Origin of the sequence: Bacillus thuringiensis (assembly GCF_001455345.1) — a bacterium.
Taxonomy (GTDB): Bacteria; Bacillota; Bacilli; order Bacillales; family Bacillaceae_G; genus Bacillus_A; species Bacillus_A thuringiensis_N.
In genome coordinates this window covers 1305094-1330011 of sequence record NZ_CP013274.1, presented here as the reverse complement: position 1 = coordinate 1330011, position 24918 = coordinate 1305094, and the positions used below count along the sequence as shown (strand labels likewise).

Sequence of the window (24918 nt, the reverse complement as noted above, 5' to 3'; positions counted from 1 at the left end):
CTTTTCTTTATAATCCTATATTAAAAATTAAACATAAAGTCATCGTCAGATAACTTTTCAACGTTCGTTGCTTTTACGTAACCATTTCCTTTTACAGAGAAGAAATCATGGTTTTTCGTATCTGTACGTAAACCATTTAAAACGATTGGGTTAATTTCTTCTTCTTCAAACTTCGGCTCAAGCCCTAAGTTCATAAGTCCCTTATTCGCATTGTAACGAACAAAACGATTTACATCTTCTACAAGACCGATAGAAGTATAAATTTCTTCTGTGTATGCCATTTCAATTTCATATAGTTCCATTAATAACTCTTGCGTTTCTTTTTGCACTTCTTGTTGATCTTCTGCAGAAAGTTCTGCGAAGATTTGTTGTGCTAAAATACCGACGAATACGCCGTGAATTGACTCATCACGAATTATTAAGTTAATAATTTCACCACTTGCCGTCAATTTACCTTGACCTGCTAAGTAAAGCGGATAGAAGAATCCACTATAGAATAAATAACTTTCTAAGAATACACTTGCTACCATCGCCATGTATAACTCTTTTTTCGTTACTTCAGGCTTTAATAAACGACGATAATAACTAGTAACAATACCAGCCTTTTTCTCAAGTAATGGATGTTTATCTACCCATTCAAAAATATCATCGATTTCTTCTTCAGTAGCTAACGTTGTGAAAATATGACTGTAACTCTTCGCATGTACTTCTTCCATAGCTCCCATGAAAGCTAATACACTTTTTGCTTGTAAGTTTTCAAGATGAACAAGTACAAGTGGCATCCCTTCGCCGCCTTGTTTCGTATCTAAAAGTGTTAAGCCGCCTAATACACGCTTATAAGCAACCTGCTCTTCTTTTGATAATTGCGCCCAAGTATTTTTGTCAGAAGACACTGCGATTTCTTCTTCTGTCCAAAACTGAGCGATGTTTTGCTTCCAAAACATTAAACTAAAATCATCTTCTTTTTTGTTCCAGTTTACCGCACGCATTCAATCGCCCCTTCTCTAAATAAACATGAATAATTGATAACTAAGCATGAGCAGGGTTCAGAAAACCCTGCTCATCATGTCTCACTTCTTATATTAAACGGTACAAGCCACACACTCTTCCACGCTTAATTTACGTGTTCTCGTATAATACAGACTCTTTAAACCTTTTTTATGTGCATAGATGTAGTAACGTGCTAATTCACGTGTTGAAATATCACTATTAACGTAAAGAATTGTACTAATTCCTTGGTCAATATGTTCTTGAATTTCTGCGATTAAATCAATTAATTTAAACTGATTCATATCGTAAGAAGATTTATAGTACCAGAACGTATCTTTTGATAAATATGGCATTGGATAATATGTTGTCGCATTCGCATATGTTCTTGATTCGATTTGACTTACGATCGGCATTACGCTTGAAGTTGCATTTTGAACGTAACTGATAGATTGTGTTGGAGCAATAGCAAGACGGTAGGAATTATATAATCCATTCTTCTTCACTTGCTCTTTTAAACTTGTCCAATCTTCTTTTGTTGGAATATGAATTCCTTCAAATAATTGCTGAACTTTTTCAGTTACTGGGCTGTAATCTGTCGTTTCATACTTTTCAAAGTATGTGCCATTCGCATAATCAGACTTATCGAAGTCTTTAAATGTTTCGCCTTTTTCTTTAGCGATTTCCATACTTTTCTCAATAGAGTAGTAATTTAACATCATAAAGAATGTACGAGCGAACTCTTTCGCTTCTGCACTTTCATATGCGATTTTGTTTTTTGATAAATATCCGTGTAAGTTCATTGCGCCAAGTCCAACTGAATGAAGCTCATCATTTGCTTTTTTCACAGTTGGTGCATTCGGAATGATCGTCATATCAGAAACAGCTGTTAAAGCTTCCATTCCCGCATGAACGGCTTCACGAATTTCTTTATTTTCCATTACGTTTACGATATTTAACGATCCTAAGTTACAGTTAATATCACGACGAATAATGTCATCTGTACCGTAATCATTAATTTCAGAAGTTTCTTGAAGCTGGAAGATTTCTGTCTCGAATGTTCAACCGAGTCCGCTACTCCTCAGTCCGTTGCTCATGCAACTGCTGTATGTCACCATACAGGACAGACTATATCATCACCTACAGCATTACCTGATTAGGTGCTCCGCTTTTCGAACGCCAATCGCTTGCGCTCTACTCCCATAAGGGATAGTCGTTAGGCTTTTACTTATCTTAATCTTTCAGAAAGTCTCTTATTACTTTATGTTGTCCCATAACTCTGCTATACAAAATAATAAGATACATTCTGAACTTTTATATTTTCATTCTAAGATAAGATTTAGCACGGTAGGTTACCTCAAATTTGAGGCTTTCCCCGTTTAACGGAGTTTTCGACTAGCATTTCTACTAGAAGGTGCTACATATTTAACACAAGTTCGACATCTTCACAGTTCCAATATCCTTCAGTGGATGTTGGTTATTTGCATTTGATTTAAACATTAAGTATGGGTAACCAGACTCAAGCTGAATCATAGCTATTTTAATAAGCATATCACGCGCACTAATATCTAGCGGCTTCTTCTTCACTTTCGGATTGCTCATTAATTCATCGTACATTTCATCGATATCAATATCATCTAAATGCTTTCCGTATTCTTTATACACCGTATAAGGCGCGAAAACATGGAAAGGTTCGTTTTTCTCAGCAAGCTCAAAGAACTTACTTGGAACGATAATTCCGATTGATAGAGACTGAATACGGCTCTTCTCATCGGCATTTATTTTTTTTGTATCAAGGAATTCAATAATATCCCAATGGAATATGTTTAAGTATACTGCGCCGGCACCTTTTCGTTGGCCAAGCTGATTCGCATATGAAAATGAATCTTCAAGTAATTTCATAACAGGTACTACACCACTTGCAGCGTTATCGATACCTTTAATTTGCTCACCGCGTGCGCGTAGCTTAGATAAGTTTAAGGCTACTCCACCACCGATTTTTGATAATTGCATTGCAGTATTAATGTTAAAACCGATTGAATTTAAGCTATCGTCCATCTCTAACAAGAAACAAGACACCATTTCTCCTCTTCTGCTTCTTCCCGCATTTAAAAAGGTTGGTGTCGCTGGTTGGTAGTTTTGTTTTACAATCATGCTTGCGAATTGTTTTGCCTTCGCAACATCACCGCGTCCTAAGTATAATGACACAATTGCTACACGATCTTCATAGCTTTCTAAGTATTGTTTTTGATCATTTGTTTTTAACGCATAATCTTTGTAGAACTTAGATGCTGCCATGTATGATTGGAACTCGAAGTTTTCACCATAAGCGATGTTATATACTTCTTCTACTTCCTCCAAGCTATACTCGTCCAGAACGTTGTAATAGTAGTCATGTTCTTTCATATACTCCATTCGCTCTGCCACGCTATTAAAATGAACGGTATTTTCTCTAGCTTCTTCCATAAAGACTTCTAATGCCTCTTTATCTTTATGAAGCTGATAAAAACCGTCCTGCATTTGCGTGATTTCATTATTCAGTTCAATGTGTCGCAATCTCCCGCACCCTTTCCTTAAAATATTCTACATCATTATTTGTTCCTGATAACTCAAATTTTGATACAATAGGCACTTCATATTTAGCAGAAATTTTGTCAGCACTTGCACCGAACATGTCTCCCCAGTTACGATTGCCGCTTGCAGATACGCCTTTTAATTTTTCATTATTGCGCTCTAAAAATTCTAAAACACGTTCTGGTACATTGCCAAAACCTGTTGTATACGTAATTAAAACAAAGTCTTCATCTATTACTAGATCTTCACCAATTTGAACGGCCGGCATATTTAATTTGTGAATGAAACGCTTCACGTTTCCTGTCATAGAATCATATGCAACTATCATTTCCGACCCTCCCTCTCCAATCTATACTCTCTGTATGTTGTTTCTTGTTTTCTCTATATATTGTATTACGTTTCAAAATAAGACACAAGATATATGTATAAATTCTTTCTTTTTTTAAATTTTACTTTTCGACAAGACAGTCGATTTTTTTCAATACAATGACTATGAAACAACATTCTAAAACTCATGTCAATAAAGTGCTTTTCAAAAAAGTTGTCAACGAATTTAACCTTATTTTTAAAAAAGTTACCAATATATTTTGTCATAAAACGGCAAATGCTGGAGGAATATATTTCTCCAGCATCACGCAAAAAAGAACAGACATGAAACGATAATCTGTTCTAAAAAACGATTACATTTATCAATTTTACTTTATTAAATATTATACATATACTTTCGGTTCACGTTACATACTAAAAGATAACTATTATAGAAAAAGATTATTATTATGGAAATTCAATTTTATTTATGAAAAGATTATTCAGAGTGCTCAATACGCAGAATATCTTTTACAAATATATGATGTGGATTTTCATCTTTATCAATCATTGTACATACAGGAGCTTCTTCATCAAAGTAAACAATCATTCCTTCTACGTACTGATATGTATGTTGAACTTGTACAGTTACTTTAATTTCTATAGCCTCTTCATATGCTCTTTTTATTTTCTGAAGCATTTTTGCCGAACACTTTCTTTTCTCTGGATACATAACCATCCCCATAAACCTATTGCCGGCTCTATCTTTCCACATATAATCCCAATGCGGTAATATGCCTTGTTTAAAATCGCCCATAATTCTCCTCCCCTATATCCTTCTAATTACGAACGTGGCGTTTCTGAATATGTATAAATTACTTGTCCGCCGCGCTGTGCGTTACCAATGAAATGTTTAAAGTCTTCCCTACTTACTACAACTTCTCTGAACGTATAAAATACATCTTTCGTAACAACATACTCCTTTATTTCACCATTTTTCAGCTGATCCAAAATTGTATTTGCTAATTCTTTATCCATGTATTTCACCTCTATGCAATATTTTATTTTATCTTATATTCTATAGGTCAACAACTGTAAAATTATCCAGATGCTATACCTTCATTTCATTTTCATTATTTTTCAAAAGATATCTCTTTATTATATGTCCACTAAATATCATATACTAACATAGCTACTTCTCTATATCAAACATTTCGACATTCAATTATGCAAAGTTCCATACCACTATGCTACAATATATAAATAGAACTAGGAGGGATACTATGATTCGGAAAGCAAAAAAGACAGATGCAACGGCAATAGCTCCTTTATTGTATAATGCTCTGCACGAAATTGCTGAAAAAATCACAGGTAGCACAGTTGAGACCGAAGTATTACTAGGACTTGAAACATGGTTCTCAAAAGAGGGCAATCGACTGAGCTATGAAAACTGTTTTGTATATGAGCAAGACGGGGTTGCAATTGGAGTTATTGTCGCTTATCACGGTAGTGAGGCAACAAGGCTTGATGAACCAATTGTACATCACTTAAGAGAATTACATAAAGATGAATCGATTACGTTAGAAAAAGAAGCTGAACTTGATGAATATTACATTGATACATTATCAGTTTCAAGTGCACATGGCGGAAAAGGAATTGGTTCTAAATTAATCGAAGCTGCTGAAATTCATGCAACTGAAAAGGAGCATGAAAAAATCGCATTACTTGTTAATTTAGAAAACAAACGTGCCTATTCACTATACGAAAAACTAGGTTATAAAAAAGATCAAATCGTTATGCTTGTAGGCGAACCTTATGCACATCTTGTAAAATCATTGAACATCAAAATTTCTATATCTTAAAAAAAAGCACACGGTTTATATAAATCGTGTGCTTTTATGTTAAATTCGTATTTAATATATTTCCATTCATCGCCTCATGAAACGTATATGTTGTACATCCCCATGGCTCTCTGTGCAAAATAGGCGTACCAGACCATCCCATTGCTCTCAGTTCCGCACCAATCATTACATTCACATAATTATGACCTACAAGAGCAATACTTCCATGTACGAGAGCGTAACGATGTAATAAGTATGCCGCTTGCTTTGCCCTCTCCCTTACTTCCTTATAAGACTCAACATCTTTATGGTAACCAAGTATCCATACTGCTCGGCCGATAAACATCCATACGTTAGGTTTACACTTCAACCATTTTGGAGCATAAAAACTCGTCGGAACCTCTGCTTCCCTAAAAAGAGCATTTTGCATAAAAGATAAAGAATCCACTAATTCAGCTGCTGACTGTACAGCACACCTTTGATCACTCGTTAAAATCAATTTTGCTGCTTCAACCGCTTCCCTTGTTTCCAATGGTATAGGTGCTTTCTCTGTTATAGTATGTAAGTCATATCCTTTCATCCATTCATGAAAGAATGTAACCGTCATTGGTTCTATAGTACGATTTAAGCGACCATGACGAATAAAAGAAATCTTCATTCTTTCCACTCTCCATTCATCACTTACGAACTCTATTATGTACTATTTTTACATATCATACCACGCAAAAAAAGAAAGTTATACACCTTTACATATCCCCGCCACCCTCATGTGTGACCCCAGCATGTATACCATCCATCCCATCAAAATATGTAGTCGTTTCATGATGACGAATCTTTTTTAAATGTATATAAGAAAATAAAAACAAAGTTAAAGCTATAGCACTCCCCACAAATTCAAACATCATTTTACCGCCTCTAATTTCTCCCACTTTAGTAGGTTATCTTATTTCTTTATTATACCCCTATATATAGATACATGCATTTCTACCATTTTTTCTCCTAATAAAATGGGTTTTTCGTATATTTTCTTACAAAAAGTGAATATTTTTCGAATTTTTACTTTGGAAACATTTACAAAGTAGGAAATATGGTTCAAAATAGGAGGAAATAAAAAACCCAAATTTATTCTTTTTTTGGGAAAACTGTAACAAGGAGAGTTGCTTATGCAGATCGCAGAAACTGGAGATATCATTGAATTTAAAGGTGGAATGCAAGGCCGTGTTCAAAAAGTAAATCAAAACTCCGTTATTGTAGATATAACAATTATGGAAAATTTTAGAGAACTAGATATGGAACCTCTTACAGTTGTAAGTCATAAAAACTATACTGTCATTAATCAAAATGCATAATATAATAGAAAGAAAGGATCTGTATAACATACAGATCCTTTCTTTCTATTATATATTAACGATTATCAATTGTTTCTGGATATAGATCATGGTTCATCATACGGTAGTCTGCCATTTGCTCATACTTCGTTCCTGGGCGACCATAGTTGCAGTAAGGATCAATTGAAATCCCTCCACGTGGTGTGAATTTCCCCCATACCTCAATGTAACGCGGATCCATTAGTTTAATTAAATCATTCATGATAACATTCATGCAATCTTCGTGGAAATCACCGTGATTGCGGAAACTAAATAAATATAGCTTTAGAGATTTACTCTCTACCATTCTTTGTTCTGGAATGTAGCTAATATAAATTGTTGCAAAATCTGGTTGGCCTGTTTTCGGACATAAGCTTGTAAATTCAGGACAATTAAATTTCACAAAATAATCACGGTTTGGATGATTGTTATCAAATACCTCTAAAATTTCTGGGCTATATTCAAATAAATATTTTGTATTTTGATTTCCTAATAATGTTACATCTTTTAAATCTTCATCTAATCTTCCTGCCATTTTAAACATCCCTTCTCATTATACTCCGCGTTTATTTCCCCATACTAAGGCATGAAGCTGCGGCAATACTTTTGCATTATTCATCTCTTTACAATTTACAGCTTTATCAATCAGCCACTCATACTTATCTAATAATTTCTTAATCAGCATCGTATCATCCACAGTTTTTGTATCATCATTCCCTACTTGTAAGAAAAATGGTACATCTGGATAACGTTCGTGCATCTTAACTGCATACTCGAAATCATAATCGTCAAATACTACTACCTTTAAACTAATATCTTTTCCTGCTAGTTTCTGAATAATAACATCTAACTTCTGAAAATCAGTTTTCATTGTCGAACTTGGTGGCTTTGGAGAAATCGTTATCTCATCAATTTGAAGTAACCACTCTTGCCATTTACTCCCTTGCGTTTCGATTGCTGTTCGCATTCCATTCTCTTTTAATATAGAAAGAAGAAACTCAATATTTTTCAGCAATGCTGGATTTCCACCTGAAATCGTAACATGAGAAAAATTTTCGCCACCAATTTCTACAAGCTCATTCCAAACGTCTTCTGCTGTCATCTGTCTAATTTGATCTTTAGCCGATCCATCCCACGTAAAAGCAGAATCACACCAAGCGCAGCTATAATCACAGCCAGCTGTACGGATAAACATTGTCTTTTGCCCTACAACCATTCCTTCACCTTGAATAGTCGGACCAAATATTTCTAAGACAGGGATTTTACTCATCGAGCATCCACTCCCGTCTTACTTCCGCATAACTAGTTGGCGTCTCGAAAAGACGAACAAATTCAACACGAGCTCCTTTATATTCGTTCACACGATTATCTTTTAGTAATGCTTCTGCCATCTTTTCGTAAATCCAAACGACCATATTTTCAGCAGTCGTATTCATAGCTGGTAACGTTTCGTTTAAATAACGATGGTCTAAATAAATTTCTATTTCATTCTTCCAAATTTCTTTTATATCTCCAAAGTCAATCGCAAGACCTATCTCATTTACATATCCACTAATCCCAAATACAACTTTATATGTGTGACCATGTAAGTTTTTACATTTCCCTTCATAACAATGTAAATGGTGTGCTGCATCAAATGTAAATTCCTTGCTGACCATTACTCTTTTATTATGATATTTGAGCTGTTTACGCTGAATATCCTCGTCCATTTTTTGTAAATTTTCTACAATGCGAAATCCAAAGAAATTATCCATTAGTTACTCGCTCCTTCGCGTTCTTGTAGGTACGTATCTAATCCTGCTTTACGAAGTTGACATGCTGGACATTCACCGCAACCATCACCAATGATTCCGTTATAACATGTTAATGTTTTTTCTCGAACAAACTCGAATGCTCCAAGTTCATCTGATAATTTCCATGTTTCTGCTTTATCAATCCACATAAGTGGTGTATGAATCACAAACGGATAATCCATGGATAAATTTAAAGTAACGTTTAACGATTTCACAAACACGTCACGGCAATCTGGATAACCACTAAAATCAGTTTCACATACACCCGTTACAATATGACGTGCTCCAACTTGTTTTGCTAACACAGCAGCAAATGATAAGAATAGTAAATTCCTTCCATCTACAAACGTCGATGGTAATTCACCTTCTTCATGTGTAATCTCCATATCCGTCCTCGTTAACGCATTTGGAGCAAGTTGATTTAATAGACTCATATCTAGTACCGTATGTTTAATTCCTAGCTCTTTTGCAATTTCCACTGCACAATCAATTTCTAGCTTATGACGTTGATTGTAATTAAACGTTACAGCCTCTACTTCTGCAAACTGCTCTATTGCCCAAAATAAACATGTCGTACTATCTTGTCCTCCACTAAAAACAACAACTGCCTTTTCTTTTTTCATTTCACTCATTCTCCTTCTCTACTACGAATAAGAAGAAAGAACGTTCTTGAACTGTCACAATAAAAAAACAAAACAATACCTAAAGATATTGTTGTTTCCATAGTTTTTTATAGAGGGAGTTCGCGAACCTCTCCCGTGCATTGCACGGAATTCCTTCTTTCATTGACAAGGCTTATTGTAACATATTGTATACTACCAGAAAAAATTTCTGATTTTTCCGCTATTTCTCATTTCATTTCTTTCATTTTATAGTATGATTAATTTAATGTGAGAAGAGAGGAGGCATCCCACTGAAATCCTTTATTATTTATCTCTTTTTAAATATATTATTCATCCTTGTTACAATGCTCGTATACCATTTATTTTGGAATCAAAAAGGGAAACGTTCTCCTAAATTAAATTCAGCAATATTTATTGTATTATGTTGCCTCGTTACTATACTATGTATCACTTTCGCAGCAAAAACAAATTATGGATTTCAATTTGATATGCGTCATATCGTATTAATTGTCGGTACATTAACCGGAGGTCCTATTGCTGGTGGCTCTATATTAGTTGTATTAAATATATACCGCTTCTTATTAGGAGGAATAGGTGTTTTCCCATCGATTATCGGTTCTATCCTTCTATTTATTGTCCTATTATTTACATACAAATTTTTCAATCGAACTTCTAATCGTATAAAAATAACACTTGCTATTATCTACAGTCTCACATACGGATTTAGTTGGATACCTTTCTTCCTTTCAAAGGTTACAAACAAGGCTGATTATATACCACATATTATTGTGTATGAGTTATGTACGATACTTGGTACGATCCTTACTTTATATTTACTACACATATTACAAACTCAAGTGCGTCTCCAAAACGAACTTATGAATGCTGAAAAATTTCATTTAATTGGTGAAATGGCAGCGTCTATCTCTCATGAAATTCGCAATCCATTAACTTCAACGAAAGGATTTTTGCAACTTTTACAATCAGATACATGCACTGAGCAGGAGCGAAAATTATATATCGACATAGCCATCAACGGAATCGAACAAGCAAACCACGTCCTTACAGATTATTTAACCTTTGCGAAACCAAGTATTGAAAAAGAACAAAGATTACAGTTAGAGGAAGAACTACTACATGCATTATCGTTAATTACACCACTTGCTAATTTAACAAATGTGCGTACACATTATATAAAGCAAAGCACTTCTTTTTTTATCGCGGGAGAAAAACAAAAACTAAATCAATGCTTGTTAAATATTTTAAAAAACTGCATTGAGGCCATGCCAAAAGGCGGTGATCTTTATTTCACATTAGTTCCTGATCATAAGCATATTCAGTTATATATAAAAGATACAGGAATCGGTATGGATACAGAACAAGTGAAACGTCTCGGCTCTCCTTTCTATTCAACGAAAGAAAAAGGAACTGGACTTGGAATGATGGTCGTATTCAGTGTTGTTCAAGCTATGAATGGAAAGATTGATATTATAAGTGAAAAAGGAATCGGTACAACCTTCTTATTAACTTTTCCACTCATACAAAAAACGTGATGAAATAATCATCACGTTTTTTCTGTTCCTTCAACTAATTCAGCAAAAGCTTTCACTTTTCCATGTGGTTTTTGATTTTCTTTACGTGCTTTCCAAGCGCGCTCTTCTTCTTTCTTTTTCTTGGACATACTTTTCAACTCCTTCTTTTCTTTCTCCATGTAGTATTCCAAAATAAGAAAGAAAACTATGCACGTATCAAAAAAGAAGTGGTCTCCCACTTCTTCCTAATTATCGTTGTAAAATTGCGTGTTTCGCCTCTTTTAACTGCGTAAGATGTCTTTGTTCATGCAAATCAAGAAATTGAATCCACTGATACAAATTCAGATCATTAAAAATAGGATGCTTTAATCCATTTTCAAATAAATCTTTTTCATCTATAACACTATGAAGCGCGTGTAATAGTTCTTGTCGTGAATGTTCTAGCAATTGAATTCCTTGCTGTTTTTTCATTAACGTTTCTGTTGGTTGCATTTGCTGAGGAGCTTCTCGTTTATGTGTGCGATCAAGCGTAAGTTGGAGGTCTTTAAATGGAGTCGTGTTTCTTTCATTTTTTTGTAAAGCATATACAAGGGCAGACGTGACAGATTGTTCAACTAAATGTAAGTGATGCAAAATTTGAATAATACTCCATTTATCACGGCGTGGCTTTACATTCACTTCTGTATCATTTAACATTTCAATTTCTGATAATAGCGTGCTTCGAGTAGACTGTAATGAGTTCACCAAACTTTCTAAACTCACATCCATATTAGATTGAAGCATACTTTTCCCCCCTTTTTTTTGGTGAAAAGAGGTGCTCCTTATTAGAAACACCTCTTTAGTATTCTGAATTTTCTTTTATTATCTCATTATTTTCCCATTATGTCGATGTTAAACATGTGAAAAAAAGCGCATGTTTTTTACAATTTTGTGTCGTCAATCGCATGTAGCCATGCTTCAATTTCTGTAATGACACTTTTTACACAGCCTTCAGCAAATGGTGATGTTAAATTTGCAACTTCCACTAATTCTAAGAACGATTTACTTCCACCTTGTTGGCACAGATTCACATAATCTTCCCACGCCTCTTGTCTATTATCTCTTGCACGTTTCCAAAATTGCAGTGCGCAAATTTGTGCTAACGTGTAGTCGATATAATAGAACGGCGAGCTATAAATATGCCCTTGACGTTGCCAGAATCCACCGCGCTCTAAATAATCATTATCTTCATAATCACGATGCGGCAAATACTTTTTCTCTATATTACGCCATGCTGTCTTACGCTCTTCTGGTGAAGCTTCTGGATTTTCATATACATAATGTTGATATTCATCAACAGATACACCATATGGTAAAAACAGAAGTGCTGAACTTAGGTGAGAGAAGTAATATTTATCTGCATCTTCTTCAAAGAATAACTTCATCCATGGCCATGTAAAGAATTCCATACTCATAGAATGAATTTCACACGCTTCATACGTTGGCCAATTGTATTCTGGAATTTCAAACTCACGACTTTCATATACTTGGAAAGCATGACCAGCTTCATGTGTTAATACGTCAATGTCGCCAGATGTTCCGTTGAAGTTCGAGAATATAAATGGTGCTTTATAATTCTCGATATATGTACAATATCCACCGCCAGCTTTTCCTTTTTTCGCAACTAAATCTAATAAATCATTATCTAGCATGAAATTGAAAAATTCATCCGTTTCAGCCGATAACTCTTTATACATCGTTTTCCCATGATTAACAATCCAATCCGCATCTCCTTTTGGAGTTGGATTACCAGTAGGAAACTCAAAGTTTTCATCATAATATGCTAATTTTTCTACACCAATACGTGCTTTTTGTCTTTGTCTTAATTCCGTTGTAACTGGAACAATATAATCAAGTACTTGCTGACGATAATTCGCCACCATTTCCGCATTATAATCTGTACGGTACATTCTTGCATATCCAAGTTCAACAAAATTTTTGAAACCTAAAGTTTTAGCGATTTTCGTTCTCACTTTAACAAGCTCGTCATAAATACGATCTAACTCTTCCTCATTTCCAGCTAAAAAACCGTAATATGCTTCACTTGCTGCTTTACGTTCACTTCTTTCCTTCCCTTGCATAAATGGAATAAGCTGTGATAACGTTCTTTCTTCTCCTGCAAAGTCAATTTTTGCAGACGCTAATAACTGTGTATATTGTGAAGACAATTTATTCTCTAATTGTAAATCTTTCACGACTTCATCAGAATATGTTTTTAAATCACACTCCGCAAGGGCAAATAATTGCTTCCCATAATACGCTTCTAATTCTTCACGGAATGGAGAATGAATTAACGCATTATAATACTTTGTACCATATCCTTGTACAACTGGAGAGAATTCATCAAAGAAATCTTGCTCTTCCTTATAAAAAGCATCTGTCGTATCAACAGAATGACGAATATAACAAAGATTCCCCATTGTACCGAAGTCGTTGCGAATTTCGTTAATTGAATTGATGACTTGTTTTTGTTCTTCTACCGTTTTGGCGTTATCAAACTTCTCTAAAGCAACAGTAAACTTCTCTTTTAATTCTTCAATATTTGGGCGTTTATATTCATAGTCTTTAAATGACATGAACGAGCCTCCTCTCCATTATATGCATCCTTACTATAATTCAATGCTTACTTACAAATCTCCTCTTATTCTTCAGCAAAATACGGCACATATTGTCATAATTACATGTAAACAAAAAAGCCTTGGATTTCTTTATCCAAAGCTCCTTTGGAACATACTATTATTTTTCATACTTTCCAATCTTTTTTAATAGATTAAGTAATTCATCCTTTTCCTCTTTCGTTAACATTTCAAATGACTGATGTATAACTTGCTCATGCCCTGGAAAAATAGAAGCAATAAAGTTCTCTCCAGACTCAGTTAATTGTGCATAAATAACACGTCTGTCATTTGGGCACGGAATTCTCTTTACTAGTCCCTTTTTCTCTAGCTTATCTACAACATATGTAATGCTGCCACTAGCGATTAAAATACGCTCACCAATTTGCTGAAGTGGTTGACCGCCTTTATGATATAGCAGTTCTAATACAGCAAATTCAGTTGGATTTAACCCGTTACTTTGTATAGATTTATTTGTAGTATCCATAACAGAACGATGTACACGAGATAATGCAATAAATACTTTTAGAGATTGAGAAATATCTTCTCGTTCATTATTTGATGTCATACAACTTTCAACCCTTCACTTAAATTCTCAGTAATAAAAGAAAAAACAGCTTCATACTTCATGTAAATTCCGAATGAGTATTCACTCATTCATTACCTCTCCCCAAATATATTATGAATGATTCTTGCATAAAAACATGACAATTTTAACATAGTTTATATATAATGATAATAAAAAAGAAGGAGTACCAAATTTGAAAGTCAAATTCCACAGCATAGTTTTATATATATTGCTTGTCATCCTACCAACGATAGGGATTGGTGCTACATTTTATTCGTATCATTCGTATAAAATGAAACAGGAAAACAAACTATCTGCTCACACCGTTCTCTTTTTATATAGAGACTATTTAGATCATCACCTTGGTGAAGCAATTTCCGCATTAGAAATGCTCGCAAAGGTCGTAGGAACCGAGACTGGAAATATAAATGGAATTAAAGAAATTGTACATGATACAGATGGAAATGATGCACGTTTTTCTGGTCTATATTACGCTACACCAGAAGGCGTCATTACAATCGCATCGGAAGGCGACCGACCACCTGTTGATGTTTCAGATCGTAAATATATTCAAAACGCATTACAAACTAAGAAAACAACTGTATCATCCGTCATTACAGATCGTGTTCTTGGACATCAAGCTATTATGATTGCTTCTCCAATTTTCAATAAACAGAAGGAGTTCTCAGGCTTATTGTTAGCAAGTTTACGCTTTGACTACATTTCATCATCTTTAAATGCCATTAAGCCGCAATACCATTTTGAAGTAACCGATAAATATGATGTAGTTTTTCTAACCGATGATAATAACGAAACAAGTGATGCGCATTCAAATATGCTTACTACTCCACTTCAAAGATTAGATTGGAAGGTCTCTGTTTCTCCGTTACCTATTCATCAAAAAGCTTTATACCAGTGGGTTGCCGTAGAATGTATAGCTACTTTATTTTTAATGTCAATTTTATTTTTACTCGCTCAATATATGTTGTTAAAACGGCAAACAAAACTAGAAAGACAACAAAATGAAATACAAAAAATTGAATTGGTTGGAACTTTTGCAGCTAGTACAGCCCACGAAATCCGTAATCCTCTTACCGGAATTAAAGGGCTCGTCGCTCTATTAAAAGAGAAATATAAAGATGAACAAGATCAATTCTATTTTTCCATCATCGAACAAGAAATAGAACGGATTAATGAAATTGTAAGCGAATTTCTTATTCTCGGAAAGCCAACTGCTATCATTGAACAAACTTATGATGTGAGAACCATTCTAAATGAGGTAACGTTAATTATCCAATCTGAGGCGAATCTACATAACATTGTATTCCATTTACATTTGCCAGACCATCCTGTTCATATCCGTTGCTCAAAAGACCATATGAAACAAGTGGTTTTAAACATTACAAAAAATGCAATTGAAGCCATGACTTCTGGTGACACACTCACCATTGTCGTAACAAACAATGAAACGCACGCACAATTGCAAATTATAGATACTGGAAAAGGGATTCCAAAACATATTCAAAAACACCTCTTTCATCCGTTCTTTACTAATAAAGATACTGGAACAGGTCTTGGACTTGTTATATGTAAACGAATTGTAGAGATGTACAATGGGCATATTTTTATTGACAGTATAGAAAACGAAGGAACAACAGTTCATATCGAAATTCCGTTACACTTAGTATAATTATCCTTATCCCAAAAGGGTAATTATACTTATTTCATAAAACCAGCCACAAGCATTCGCCAAAAATTACTTGATTTCCCTTCATACCCAATTTGAAAAATAGGTACCTTTATAATCGATAACCATTTTGGTGTTTGTTTCTCTTTATAACACTGGTACTGTAAAATAAGCTTGTCCAATTCTTGACTAACTTGAATTGTCTCCATACTATTTAACCCACTCGTTAAACCTAATTGAATCATCTCTTCACGTTTCATATGAATATCACGTGAAAGCTTTTCTAATGTGTACTTCCTTTTTACAGTAAACATTCATATCCCCCTTATTATACTTCCATGCTCTCAACTTCACTTCTCCATCGACCTTTTAACTACTTAATCATATTTGAATTTGAAGAATCAGAAAATCAAACATTTTCTCCCTGTAATTTACAAATCTTTACCCTCACTTTGAGAATTATTACAAATTATTCTATCTTTGTAAATACATTCGCAATAATAGACAATTTTTTCATCTTCTTTTTTTACAAACATCAACTAAATAGCGGATTCTCTATTTTCCATATACTTTTCTTCGACATTTTTTGTTTAATTTATATAAAAACGCAAAACATAATGATGATTGATAAAGTGAAAATTTAATCATTGAGGGTGTTCACTCCCCACTGCCCACAAATAGTGGGATAAAATAGAAAGGAAATATTTATATGCGCAAATATACGATTGCATTTCTTATGTTTACTATGTTCTTACCATCTTTCTTGTTTCCAGTTCAAGCAAAGGCACATACAAACAAAGTGGCTATTGTCATTGATGACTTCGGCAATAATATGAAGGGGACTGATAAAATGTTATCACTTCCTATCCCACTAACTGTTGCCGTTATGCCTTTTCTTCCTTCCACAAAGGAAGATGCGATAGCGGCTCATAAGAAAGGGCACGAAGTTATTATACATATGCCAATGGAACCGATTAAAGGTAAAAAAGAATGGCTTGGACCAAAAGCAATTACAACTGATTTAAGCGACGAAGAAATAAATAACCGACTCGAACAAGCGATTCAAGAAGTACCGCATGCAGTTGGGATGAACAATCATATGGGATCAAAAGTGACCGCGGACGAAAGAATTGTGCGACTTATACTTGCAGCTTGTAAAAAACACGGTTTATTTTATTTAGATAGTAAAACAAATCCTAAGAGTGTCGTCCCAAAAATCGGGAAAGAATTAGGAGTGCCAATTATTGAAAATCAATTATTTTTTGATGACGTGTATACAGCGGCACATATTTCAAAACAAGCCCAATTACTCATTAAAAAACTTCAAGAAAAACCGATTATGGTAGCTATCGGACATGTTGGGCCTCCAGGTGAAATTACATCACGTGTTATAGAAACTTCTATTCCTAAAATGCGTGAACATGCAGATTTTATTTTTTTATCCGATTTAGCATTATCTCCGCCTCCTGTTTCAAAATAAGATTCATGACTCAAACTAAAAAAGAGAGCAACCTGCATATAGCAAATTGCTCTCTTTCCTTTTCATCCTAAATATAATCTACATGACTCACCCTGAATCCTTTTTTCTCTATTTTTTCGATTAATTGCTTTAATCTTTTTTCATTTAACTCATCTGTTATATTTACGATAACGCGGCGAATATATTGATCGCCATTATCTAGCGTAAATAGTCCACCGATATGAAATGCTTTCAACAATGTCCCAAGTTCTTTAATCGTTCCCTTACAATCTTGTGTTGCAATTGTTAATATATAACCACCTGTCCGCATACCAAATGAATCTTCAATAACATCAAATATATTAGAATGCGTTAAGATACCAACAAATTCATTATAATCATTTAGCACAGCTAAAAATGGAAGGCGACGAATAACATAAAATGCTCTAAAAAAAGAATCCTTTTCAAAAATAAATGCAGCAGAATCTTCCAACATATGTTCCGTACTTAATTTTTCTAATCCGCCATTACACTTTTTTTCTAAAAGATCTACTTTATAAATTATCCCCATGAATTTCTTTTCATCTTCTGCTACTACAGGGATTGCTCGAAATCCCGTTTCATTCATAATGCGCAAAGCCTCTTCACCTGAATCGTTCATTTTGCAAAATGTTATTTGCTGTTTTGGCAGAAAATGATATTTAACTCGCAAAATATGTTCCTCCTTACATGTCAACATGTAATCTATTTATAATAAGGAAACCTATATTTTATGAGTAAAATCATTTTTAAAACGCTTTCATTTATTTATTGACTTGTAACAACATCACAAACATTTTATATCACAGAGCTCTTTGCACCTTTTATCATTAACAACTTTACATGGTAATTCATTAAATATTCTATACCCTCTAGCCATTTTTTCGCTTCTTCTGGAGTTTTCCCCCACACGATCATGCCATAATTATGAACAAGAACTACTCCTCCACCTTCAATAAAATTCGGTACATTATTTTCTAATAAATCAGCGAATTTTTTCTCATCTTCTACAATGGGAATTGTCATTTCTGTTATACCCTCTTTTCCAAAAACACGTTCCACGCTACGTTTATCGAATGTTACTTCCCCTTCTTCTCCATATAACTCTGATATTAAATGGCTATCTACAGTCTGCACTTGTAAAATACATTCTGCACTACTTTTTTTATAAATATCCGCATGCATAAACGATTCTGCAGCTGGTTTTTCTTCATTTTCAAATACTGGCTCACACATACAATTAACAACAATAAAGTCTTCTTCTGAAAATAACCCTTTATCTCTTCCCTCAACGTTTACTAAAAAAGTTAACGGCTCTTTTGACGTACAAAGTGATAAACTAATTTTTGTACCATAAAACCAATCACGAAGTGCCAATTCAGATTTCACATCTTTTAATTCATTCCATTTCTTTAGAAAAAATAACATTTCGTCACCCCCGGCATAATATTTATATAATGTTCGAATCCTTTCTATGTAAAAGGAGTATTTTTTGATTATTCTAAAAATTTAATTGAATTATCACATGAGAACGCCTTTTTGTCAATATAGTTTCACAGCTCTTCTTTAAAATGGGCCATTCATATATCTATACTTCTGTCTATTCCCTATTTCATTTTGTACATAAAAAATACGTTATTCTTTTTAAATCAAAGAATAACGTATTTTCTCATCTTTTATTTCTTTATTTCATTATATAAAAACTGTGCATATTGTTCACGTGTTACGAAATCATCACCTAAAAAGTTTCCTTTTCCATCACCTTTTGATATATTATTATCCGCTAAAACTTTCACATATCCTTCTGCCCAGTGACCAGTTGGTACATCTTTTAAGTGCACTTTATTATTTCCATCTTCTTTTAACTGAAATACTTTATATAATACTACAGACATTTCGTATCGAGTTAATACTCCATCTGGACGAAACTTCCCAGTACCATCTCCTTGCATAATTCCAGCCTGCGCAACGGTAGCAATATCTTGCTCAAACATATGCCCTTTCGTATCTGTAAATCTCTCTTTCTGCTCTACTCTATTTTCTAATTTCAAGTATCTTTGTACTAAAGACGCAACTTGTCCACGAGTAATACTATCCCCAAATCCAAATTGTCCATTTCCATATCCCTTGAAAATATTTTCTTTCGCTAAATAATGAATTGCTTCCTCTGACCAATGTCCTTTTGGTACATCTTCAAATTCTACTACTTCTACTTTTTCATCTTCTTTAGAAGTGTTGTCTCCTTTGCTTTCTATCACATTTTGAATTACAGATCCTGTGAAGAAGATTCCTGTATCCGCAAACGGATCTTTCACACCAAATTCGTATATTTTCTCGCCTGATGTACTCCACTTAACTGAATCATTACTATACGTACCACCTTCGCTCTTCAAACGAATTTTTGTGGAAATTTCACCATCTTTTTCGTATATAGGTACTTTTACTTCTTTATTTACTTCTGTTTCCTCTAAAAATACTTTTTGATTTTGAACATTGATGTAAGCTGTTTTACTTAGTTCTATCACTGGTCGAACATCACGAATTTCATTTGCAACAAAACTTAAGAATACTAACTTTTTCAAATTACTAGCCGGTGTTAAGTCTGAAATATAATTCGCTTCTAAATCAAGTTTTTGTAAGTTTACTAGACTTGATAATGGCGTAATATCCTTTAACTCATTGTTAGGTAAGTGTAATTCTTTCAACTGTGCCATCTTACTTAGAGGAGTAACATCTTTTATTTCATTTTTCCCGATCCACAATTCTTCTAATTGCTTCATTCGCTCAATGCCGGATAAATCTTTAACTTTATTACGTGTTAATACTAAGTCTGTTAAAGGTAATGAATATAACGGTTTAATATCTTCAATTTGATTACCAGCTAAAGTCAAGTATGTTACATTTTTTAACGCGCTTAATGGAGAAACATTCGTAATTTTATTATTTGCTAAATTCAAGTAATCTAGTTGTTCCATTTTCGCTAATGCTGTTACATCTTCTATTTGGTTACCTGATAGATATAAACTTTTTACATTTTTCATTTCAATTAGTGGTGCAACGTTTGTAATTTTATTATTACTCAAATCAAGGGATTCTAAATTATCCATCTTAACAAGTGGTGTTACATCTGAAAATTCATTACCACGCAAAGCTAAATGATTTAATTGCTTTAAGTTCGCAAAGAACGACGGATCTTTTATCTTCGCATTCGCAACTGTTAAAGATTTTAAATTTGGCATATATTTTAATGCACTATAATCAAGAATCTCATTCGTATTTAAAAACAAGTCCTTTACTTGTAATAACTCTTCTTTCGTAATTGGTGTATTTAAATCTTTTCTATTAAATACTTTTTTATTAACAAGTTCTCTTAATTTGTTATCTGTTATCATATTTTGAGTATCAACCGGATTATCTATTTCCGTATTGCCTGAATTAGAGTTATCATCTGGTTTCTCTGTTTCTTTGTCACCTACAGTTGGATCTTTAATTTCAAATTGAACTTGATATTTGTGATCATATCCAATAGCCGGAATAAGTATATGCATTTGCATATTATGCTTCTTCTCAAACTCGCCAATTTCAAATTGAACTACTTTCGTTCCATTCTTCCTCTTATCTTCTGACAAAACCTTCACATCATGAAATACACCAGATTGATTTTTCTCTTCTATTCTAAGATATTGAAAATAATCGCTATCTTGTAAGGTTACAGTAACAATATTTTTCCCGTTTTCAATTGCTACTTTAGGATTTTTTATGTATTGAGAAACCATAGATGGCTCGTCTTTTTGGTCCTTATATATTTTAATCTCAGTATCGTATGTACGTTCATTAGCTACTACCGATTGGTTTGCTTCAATTTTTATTGCTGCTAATGCTGGAGTAGAATAAGCAGCAAATGGAATTGCTAATGTTGTCGCTACTACTAGCGCCTTCATATAATTTTTTTTCAAAATAATATCCCCTATCATATATAATTTTTATAATTGATAACATTTATCAATTACCTACAAATAAATGATAATGAATATCATTATCATTGTCAATGGTAATATTACATTAAGTTTATATTTCCATGTATAAAAAATAAAAACCCTTTATTCAAAGGGCTTTTTTACCTATTGTATGAAGAATTTCACTTTTTTCCTTCTCATTGATGACACCAATTTTTTGCAGAATATTCGCGTACAATACAAGTTTATTATATATTCGTTCTGACATGTTCCCCCTTCTTTCCTTCGACCAACTTTTTTTGTATTGGTAAATTATATGAAAGAAATGAGAAAATGTGTCCACTTTTTGCATAAATACAAATCTTTTATCCTGCTATTTGCTAGCAGTAAAACTCCCACCTAAAAATCAAGTGGGAGTTCAATTTATTTAGCAAATTGTCCATTGAATATTATGCTTTTTCATTTCCTCTTCAAAACTATAGGGCATTTTTTTATCACAAATAACATGCTGAATACGAGAAAATGCTGCTATTCGATAATTCCCTTTTACGCCTACCTTTGTATGATCACATAGAATATATGTTTTTTCCGCTAATTTCATCATCGCTTCTGAAAGTTTCGCCTTTTCTAATTCAAAACTAGAAACTCCAAAACTAGGCAATAATCCATCAATTGACACAAATGCTTTATGAAAATGGAATTGCTGTATTACTTGCTGGGAAATAGACCCTGATACGCGTGAGTGCTTTGGAGATATTTTCCCACCAATAAATAAAACTTCACCGTGAAACATCTTTTTATTAATAGAAGAAATTAATTGTGTAGCTACTGGAAAAGAACTTGTTACAATCGTTAAATTTTTTCGATGAACTAGATATGGTACCATTTGAAGTGGTGTACTTCCATCATCAATCGCAATCACATCTCCATCTTCCACAAACGTTGCTGCTTTATAGCCAATTCTCTTCTTCTCTTCTATATGCAGCATCTCTCGTTCTAACATTGGTGCCTCTATTCCAGCTCCCGGAAGTTGGACAGCTCCGCCGTACACTTTCTTCAACTTCTTTTCACGATCCAATTCTTCTAAATAACGGCGAATCGTCTCTGTTGATACAGCAAACTCCCTTGCTAACTCTGAAACTTTTACTTTTCCTTTAAACTCTACCTTCTCAAGAATGGTTCGCTTTCTTTCTTCTCCTACTACAGACATAGCTTCACCCCATTGATTTCTACCTCATAAACTACCTTACTTATACAAAGTTATAACTTTCTTTTTCAGTAAAAACTTCTTCATGAATATGAATACCACGCTTTACTAGTTCATCAAAAATAATTTGTGGCTTTACAAAAGCTTCCTCAGGTGTTACAACCCCCACTTTATTTACATTCCCATTTGCGACTAACTCTGTAGCAATCCCAAATGGAATACCGACGTTTCTCGTATAAGCTCTTAATTTTTCCCATCCTACAACAGATCCATCAGATAACGGGTGTGTATGATATAATACATGCCTTTGTTTCTCATTATTTTTCATACCTATTACTTCTACATGAAGTGCATAACCGTAAATTTCTGTTTCTTGTCCCTCTTTCGATTGCAATAAATACTTCGAAATGCAATCCATAATGCCGATTTCTTCCCCATTTATTTCAACTTGATCATTACGCAATATACCGTAATCATATAACGCACGTACGAGTTGCATATTTTGCTTTGGCCAAGTCCCTCTCGTCTCTATCAGTTTGACGCCTTTATTTTCTAGTGCTTTTGCTAACGTAATCGTTTCAGAATGCGGGATTATATACTGCATTGCCTTACCATAAGGCGCCGGTAATTCTATTTCTCTCGGACGCGCAAACGGAGGTACTTGCTTAAACTCACCATCTTCATACACTGTACGCGATGGTAAATGTGGATCATATTCATATGTCGTTGTTTCTGTAATTGATGCAGAAAAAGCAATCGGACGATACGAACCGTGGCTGACACGAACTGATTCTACAGTATCTAGCTGATTTGCTGCATGCATTGCCATCATTTGCGTTACACCTGGCGTCATACCAAAACCAGGTAAACATGTTTTTCCGTTTTGAACAAATATAGAATGCGAGTCATTTTCTTCACCAAATCCATTTAAATTCACACCGTGACAACCTGCTTCTGCAATACATCGAGTTGACAAACCATTTAGCTTTATCGTCGTGCCATCCATTACAATGTCATAGCCCTTCATTTTTGCAACTGTATCTTCATGATTTGTCACATCAACTTTAACAAAATCAACACGAGGATCGTTAACCCATTCTACTACTTTAAGCCCCTCTTCTTCGTTAAAATCCGCTACTGTAATCGTCTCAAAAGATGAAAATTGCACCAAATCTAAAATTGCTTCACGACAAATTTTACCTGCTCCACCTAAGCAAAATACTTTCAACCTATAACAACTCCTTTAGCGATACTATCAACTAAGCGATTAATATCTGCCTCATGTACATCACCGATATTTCCAATGCGGAATGTATCTACTTTTGAAATTTTCCCAGGATAAATAACAAATCCATAGCGTTTTAACTCGTTATATAACTGTTGAAACTCGAAGTTCCCTTCCGGGTAAATGAAAGATGTAATAATAGGAGATTGATATTTTTCATCTACGAGTGGCTTAAAGCCAATTTCCCCCATTCTATTCACTAATAGTTTTTGGTTATTGTAATATCGATTGTAACGTGCGCTTACTCCGCCTTCTTTTTCTAATTCAAGCAAAGCTTGATAAAAAGCGTGTACAACATGTGTAGGTGACGTAAAACGCCATTTCCCATTTTGATTTTCCATCGTTTCCCATTGATCGTATAAATCTAAAGATAATGAACGTGCCTGCCCTTTACATTTCAACAATTCTTCGCGCTTTGCAATAACAAACCCGAACCCTGGAACCCCTTGAATACATTTATTCGCACTACTAATTAGAAAGTCAATTTGCAACTCAGCGCTATCTATTTCAATACCACCAAAACTACTCATTGCATCAACTAGTGTTACTTTTCCGTATTGCTTACCTAATTTACATACGTCTACAATTGGATTAATAATGCCTGTTGTTGTTTCACAATGAACAACTGCAATATGTGTAATCTCTTTATCTTGTTGTAATATCTTTTCTACTTCTGCAATATTAGTAGGCTCCCATTCTTCAGTTTGACTAACCACCACATCTATATGTAACATCTCTGCCATTTGTACAATTCGCTTACCGTACGCACCATTTGTACAAACAAGCATTTTTCCATTTCTAGGAATAACAGAACCAATTACTGCTTCAACTGAAAACGTACCGCTTCCTTGCATGAGAACAGTCGTATATTTCTCTTCTTCCTTCGTTGCTAACGATACAAGTTTAGCTCTTACATCTTGCACCATCGTGTTATATTCAGCATCCCACGTACACCAATCGTATAACATAACTTCTTTTACCGTTTTTGTTGTCGTTAATGGTCCTGGTGTTAATAATAAGTAGTGATTTTCAGTCATGAT

At 34.1% G+C, this 24918-nt stretch carries 27 protein-coding genes, 1 pseudogene and 1 riboswitch; of the genes and pseudogenes, 5 read left to right on the top strand and 23 right to left on the bottom strand.

Annotation, left to right across the window (positions count from 1 at the left end):
- Nucleotides 1–20: 20 nt before the first annotated feature.
- The 6 genes and pseudogenes from nrdF to ATN06_RS07045 all read right to left on the bottom strand — a co-directional run bounded on the left by nrdF (nucleotide 21) and on the right by ATN06_RS07045 (nucleotide 4905).
- Nucleotides 21–989 (bottom strand): class 1b ribonucleoside-diphosphate reductase subunit beta, encoded by a 969-nt coding sequence (gene nrdF, locus ATN06_RS07075; RefSeq protein ID WP_060630071.1) that lies wholly within the window; start codon nucleotides 987–989, stop codon nucleotides 21–23.
- Nucleotides 990–1082: 93 nt separating this feature from the next.
- A complete protein-coding gene (locus ATN06_RS07070; RefSeq protein WP_306295567.1) occupies nucleotides 1083–2033 on the bottom strand; it encodes a ribonucleotide reductase large subunit in 951 nt (316 codons plus the stop codon).
- A 382-nt stretch (nucleotides 2034–2415) separates the two neighbouring features.
- Nucleotides 2416–3543, bottom strand: a pseudogene (locus ATN06_RS07065) (ribonucleotide reductase N-terminal alpha domain-containing protein); the annotation flags it as partial.
- Complete coding sequence (gene nrdI / locus ATN06_RS07060; RefSeq protein WP_000634376.1) at nucleotides 3530–3889, bottom strand: class Ib ribonucleoside-diphosphate reductase assembly flavoprotein NrdI; 360 nt, start codon at nucleotides 3887–3889, stop codon at nucleotides 3530–3532. The gene nrdI and the pseudogene ATN06_RS07065, both read right to left, overlap by 14 nt.
- A 477-nt stretch (nucleotides 3890–4366) precedes the next feature.
- A complete protein-coding gene (locus tag ATN06_RS07050) occupies nucleotides 4367–4684 on the bottom strand; it encodes a hypothetical protein (RefSeq protein ID WP_000502198.1) in 318 nt (105 codons plus the stop codon).
- Nucleotides 4685–4710: 26 nt separating this feature from the next.
- On the bottom strand, nucleotides 4711–4905 hold the full coding sequence (locus tag ATN06_RS07045; protein ID WP_060630070.1) for a hypothetical protein: 195 nt from the start codon (nucleotides 4903–4905) through the stop codon (nucleotides 4711–4713).
- 245 nt (nucleotides 4906–5150) lie between these two features.
- On the opposite strand from ATN06_RS07045, the gene ATN06_RS07040 reads away from it, so the two are divergent.
- A complete protein-coding gene (locus ATN06_RS07040; protein WP_060630069.1) occupies nucleotides 5151–5729 on the top strand; it encodes a GNAT family N-acetyltransferase in 579 nt (192 codons plus the stop codon).
- A gap of 34 nt (nucleotides 5730–5763) precedes the next feature.
- On the opposite strand, the gene ATN06_RS07035 is transcribed toward ATN06_RS07040, so the two are convergent.
- Nucleotides 5764–6366, bottom strand: coding sequence for a hypothetical protein (locus ATN06_RS07035; RefSeq protein WP_060630068.1), 603 nt, complete (start codon nucleotides 6364–6366; stop codon nucleotides 5764–5766).
- A gap of 88 nt (nucleotides 6367–6454) precedes the next feature.
- Nucleotides 6455–6637 carry a hypothetical protein gene (locus tag ATN06_RS07030; RefSeq protein ID WP_110093219.1) on the bottom strand — a complete coding sequence of 61 codons (183 nt, stop codon included), beginning with the start codon at nucleotides 6635–6637 and terminating at the stop codon, nucleotides 6455–6457.
- A gap of 234 nt (nucleotides 6638–6871) precedes the next feature.
- Between ATN06_RS07030 and ATN06_RS07020 the strand changes: the two genes are divergently transcribed.
- Nucleotides 6872–7057, top strand: coding sequence for a YkvS family protein (locus tag ATN06_RS07020; protein ID WP_001165081.1), 186 nt, complete (start codon nucleotides 6872–6874; stop codon nucleotides 7055–7057).
- A gap of 55 nt (nucleotides 7058–7112) precedes the next feature.
- On the opposite strand, the gene queF is transcribed toward ATN06_RS07020, so the two are convergent.
- The 4 genes from queF to queC are packed head-to-tail and all read right to left on the bottom strand — an operon-like array spanning nucleotide 7113 to nucleotide 9491.
- Nucleotides 7113–7610 (bottom strand): preQ(1) synthase, encoded by a 498-nt coding sequence (queF, locus tag ATN06_RS07015; protein ID WP_000918895.1) that lies wholly within the window; start codon nucleotides 7608–7610, stop codon nucleotides 7113–7115.
- Between the two features lie 18 nt (nucleotides 7611–7628).
- On the bottom strand, nucleotides 7629–8345 hold the full coding sequence (queE, locus tag ATN06_RS07010; protein ID WP_060630067.1) for a 7-carboxy-7-deazaguanine synthase QueE: 717 nt from the start codon (nucleotides 8343–8345) through the stop codon (nucleotides 7629–7631).
- Entirely contained in the window at nucleotides 8338–8829 is a 492-nt protein-coding gene (gene queD / locus ATN06_RS07005) for a 6-carboxytetrahydropterin synthase QueD (protein WP_060630066.1), read from the bottom strand. Before queD ends, queE begins: the two co-directional genes overlap by 8 nt.
- Nucleotides 8829–9491, bottom strand: a complete 663-nt coding sequence (gene queC, locus ATN06_RS07000; protein WP_000711603.1) for a 7-cyano-7-deazaguanine synthase QueC — start codon at nucleotides 9489–9491, stop codon at nucleotides 8829–8831. Before queC ends, queD begins: the two co-directional genes overlap by 1 nt.
- Before the next feature lie 93 nt (nucleotides 9492–9584).
- Nucleotides 9585–9628, bottom strand: a riboswitch (PreQ1 riboswitch).
- A 207-nt stretch (nucleotides 9629–9835) separates the two neighbouring features.
- Between queC and kinB the strand changes: the two genes are divergently transcribed.
- Nucleotides 9836–11044, top strand: a complete 1209-nt coding sequence (kinB, locus tag ATN06_RS06995; protein WP_060630065.1) for a sporulation sensor histidine kinase KinB — start codon at nucleotides 9836–9838, stop codon at nucleotides 11042–11044.
- An 11-nt stretch (nucleotides 11045–11055) separates the two neighbouring features.
- Here kinB and ATN06_RS29375 read toward each other — a convergent pair whose 3' ends face one another.
- From ATN06_RS29375 to ATN06_RS06975, 4 genes are all read right to left on the bottom strand, one after another.
- Complete coding sequence (locus ATN06_RS29375) at nucleotides 11056–11172, bottom strand: DUF6254 family protein (RefSeq protein ID WP_000038254.1); 117 nt, start codon at nucleotides 11170–11172, stop codon at nucleotides 11056–11058.
- 100 nt (nucleotides 11173–11272) lie between these two features.
- Complete coding sequence (locus tag ATN06_RS06985; protein ID WP_060630064.1) at nucleotides 11273–11806, bottom strand: DinB family protein; 534 nt, start codon at nucleotides 11804–11806, stop codon at nucleotides 11273–11275.
- Nucleotides 11807–11943: 137 nt separating this feature from the next.
- On the bottom strand, nucleotides 11944–13638 hold the full coding sequence (locus ATN06_RS06980) for a M3 family oligoendopeptidase (protein ID WP_060630063.1): 1695 nt from the start codon (nucleotides 13636–13638) through the stop codon (nucleotides 11944–11946).
- 160 nt (nucleotides 13639–13798) lie between these two features.
- A complete protein-coding gene (locus tag ATN06_RS06975) occupies nucleotides 13799–14245 on the bottom strand; it encodes a MarR family winged helix-turn-helix transcriptional regulator (protein WP_060630062.1) in 447 nt (148 codons plus the stop codon).
- A gap of 193 nt (nucleotides 14246–14438) precedes the next feature.
- On the opposite strand from ATN06_RS06975, the gene ATN06_RS06970 reads away from it, so the two are divergent.
- The gene (locus ATN06_RS06970) at nucleotides 14439–15935 is read left to right on the top strand and encodes a DUF3149 domain-containing protein (RefSeq protein WP_060630061.1); all 1497 of its coding nucleotides are present in this window, start codon (nucleotides 14439–14441) and stop codon (nucleotides 15933–15935) included.
- A gap of 29 nt (nucleotides 15936–15964) precedes the next feature.
- Here the strand turns inward: ATN06_RS06970 and ATN06_RS06965 are convergent, their stop codons facing one another.
- Nucleotides 15965–16246 (bottom strand): aspartyl-phosphate phosphatase Spo0E family protein, encoded by a 282-nt coding sequence (locus ATN06_RS06965; RefSeq protein ID WP_000495532.1) that lies wholly within the window; start codon nucleotides 16244–16246, stop codon nucleotides 15965–15967.
- Between the two features lie 395 nt (nucleotides 16247–16641).
- On the opposite strand from ATN06_RS06965, the gene ATN06_RS06960 reads away from it, so the two are divergent.
- The gene (locus ATN06_RS06960) at nucleotides 16642–17412 is read left to right on the top strand and encodes a divergent polysaccharide deacetylase family protein (RefSeq protein ID WP_060630060.1); all 771 of its coding nucleotides are present in this window, start codon (nucleotides 16642–16644) and stop codon (nucleotides 17410–17412) included.
- Nucleotides 17413–17479: 67 nt separating this feature from the next.
- Here ATN06_RS06960 and cbpA read toward each other — a convergent pair whose 3' ends face one another.
- The 6 genes from cbpA to phnW all read right to left on the bottom strand — a co-directional run bounded on the left by cbpA (nucleotide 17480) and on the right by phnW (nucleotide 24915).
- Nucleotides 17480–18103 carry a cyclic di-AMP binding protein CbpA gene (gene cbpA / locus ATN06_RS06955; RefSeq protein WP_060630059.1) on the bottom strand — a complete coding sequence of 208 codons (624 nt, stop codon included), beginning with the start codon at nucleotides 18101–18103 and terminating at the stop codon, nucleotides 17480–17482.
- A gap of 125 nt (nucleotides 18104–18228) precedes the next feature.
- Nucleotides 18229–18858 (bottom strand): class II aldolase/adducin family protein, encoded by a 630-nt coding sequence (locus ATN06_RS06950; RefSeq protein ID WP_060630058.1) that lies wholly within the window; start codon nucleotides 18856–18858, stop codon nucleotides 18229–18231.
- A 248-nt stretch (nucleotides 18859–19106) separates the two neighbouring features.
- The gene (locus ATN06_RS06945) at nucleotides 19107–21404 is read right to left on the bottom strand and encodes an NEAT domain-containing leucine-rich repeat protein (RefSeq protein ID WP_088116142.1); all 2298 of its coding nucleotides are present in this window, start codon (nucleotides 21402–21404) and stop codon (nucleotides 19107–19109) included.
- 409 nt (nucleotides 21405–21813) lie between these two features.
- Nucleotides 21814–22596 (bottom strand): DeoR/GlpR family DNA-binding transcription regulator, encoded by a 783-nt coding sequence (locus ATN06_RS06935; protein ID WP_060630056.1) that lies wholly within the window; start codon nucleotides 22594–22596, stop codon nucleotides 21814–21816.
- A 40-nt stretch (nucleotides 22597–22636) separates the two neighbouring features.
- Nucleotides 22637–23821 (bottom strand): saccharopine dehydrogenase family protein, encoded by a 1185-nt coding sequence (locus tag ATN06_RS06930; RefSeq protein WP_060630055.1) that lies wholly within the window; start codon nucleotides 23819–23821, stop codon nucleotides 22637–22639.
- A complete protein-coding gene (phnW, locus tag ATN06_RS06925) occupies nucleotides 23818–24915 on the bottom strand; it encodes a 2-aminoethylphosphonate--pyruvate transaminase (RefSeq protein ID WP_060630054.1) in 1098 nt (365 codons plus the stop codon). The genes ATN06_RS06930 and phnW overlap by 4 nt, the downstream gene beginning before the upstream one ends.
- Nucleotides 24916–24918: the final 3 nt, after the last annotated feature.

What these genes read in the sequence shown, in the direction of transcription:
- ATN06_RS07020 (WP_001165081.1), top strand. Translation starts at nt 6,872, where the DNA reads ATGCAGATCGCAGAAACTGGAGATATCATTGAATTTAAAGGTGGAATG.
- queE (WP_060630067.1), bottom strand. Translation starts at nt 8,345, where the DNA reads ATGAGTAAAATCCCTGTCTTAGAAATATTTGGTCCGACTATTCAAGGT.
- ATN06_RS06945 (WP_088116142.1), bottom strand. Translation starts at nt 21,404, where the DNA reads ATGATAGGGGATATTATTTTGAAAAAAAATTATATGAAGGCGCTAGTA.
- nrdI (WP_000634376.1), bottom strand. Translation starts at nt 3,889, where the DNA reads ATGATAGTTGCATATGATTCTATGACAGGAAACGTGAAGCGTTTCATT.
- ATN06_RS07040 (WP_060630069.1), top strand. Translation starts at nt 5,151, where the DNA reads ATGATTCGGAAAGCAAAAAAGACAGATGCAACGGCAATAGCTCCTTTA.
- ATN06_RS06975 (WP_060630062.1), bottom strand. Translation starts at nt 14,245, where the DNA reads ATGACATCAAATAATGAACGAGAAGATATTTCTCAATCTCTAAAAGTA.
- queF (WP_000918895.1), bottom strand. Translation starts at nt 7,610, where the DNA reads ATGGCAGGAAGATTAGATGAAGATTTAAAAGATGTAACATTATTAGGA.
- ATN06_RS07050 (WP_000502198.1), bottom strand. Translation starts at nt 4,684, where the DNA reads ATGGGCGATTTTAAACAAGGCATATTACCGCATTGGGATTATATGTGG.
- ATN06_RS06960 (WP_060630060.1), top strand. Translation starts at nt 16,642, where the DNA reads ATGCGCAAATATACGATTGCATTTCTTATGTTTACTATGTTCTTACCA.
- ATN06_RS06965 (WP_000495532.1), bottom strand. Translation starts at nt 16,246, where the DNA reads ATGTTTACTGTAAAAAGGAAGTACACATTAGAAAAGCTTTCACGTGAT.
- phnW (WP_060630054.1), bottom strand. Translation starts at nt 24,915, where the DNA reads ATGACTGAAAATCACTACTTATTATTAACACCAGGACCATTAACGACA.
- ATN06_RS29375 (WP_000038254.1), bottom strand. Translation starts at nt 11,172, where the DNA reads ATGTCCAAGAAAAAGAAAGAAGAAGAGCGCGCTTGGAAAGCACGTAAA.
- ATN06_RS07045 (WP_060630070.1), bottom strand. Translation starts at nt 4,905, where the DNA reads ATGGATAAAGAATTAGCAAATACAATTTTGGATCAGCTGAAAAATGGT.
- queD (WP_060630066.1), bottom strand. Translation starts at nt 8,829, where the DNA reads ATGGATAATTTCTTTGGATTTCGCATTGTAGAAAATTTACAAAAAATG.
- ATN06_RS06935 (WP_060630056.1), bottom strand. Translation starts at nt 22,596, where the DNA reads ATGTCTGTAGTAGGAGAAGAAAGAAAGCGAACCATTCTTGAGAAGGTA.
- ATN06_RS07035 (WP_060630068.1), bottom strand. Translation starts at nt 6,366, where the DNA reads ATGAAGATTTCTTTTATTCGTCATGGTCGCTTAAATCGTACTATAGAA.
- kinB (WP_060630065.1), top strand. Translation starts at nt 9,836, where the DNA reads ATGCTCGTATACCATTTATTTTGGAATCAAAAAGGGAAACGTTCTCCT.
- queC (WP_000711603.1), bottom strand. Translation starts at nt 9,491, where the DNA reads ATGAAAAAAGAAAAGGCAGTTGTTGTTTTTAGTGGAGGACAAGATAGT.
- ATN06_RS06985 (WP_060630064.1), bottom strand. Translation starts at nt 11,806, where the DNA reads ATGCTTCAATCTAATATGGATGTGAGTTTAGAAAGTTTGGTGAACTCA.
- nrdF (WP_060630071.1), bottom strand. Translation starts at nt 989, where the DNA reads ATGCGTGCGGTAAACTGGAACAAAAAAGAAGATGATTTTAGTTTAATG.
- ATN06_RS06950 (WP_060630058.1), bottom strand. Translation starts at nt 18,858, where the DNA reads ATGTTATTTTTTCTAAAGAAATGGAATGAATTAAAAGATGTGAAATCT.
- ATN06_RS06980 (WP_060630063.1), bottom strand. Translation starts at nt 13,638, where the DNA reads ATGTCATTTAAAGACTATGAATATAAACGCCCAAATATTGAAGAATTA.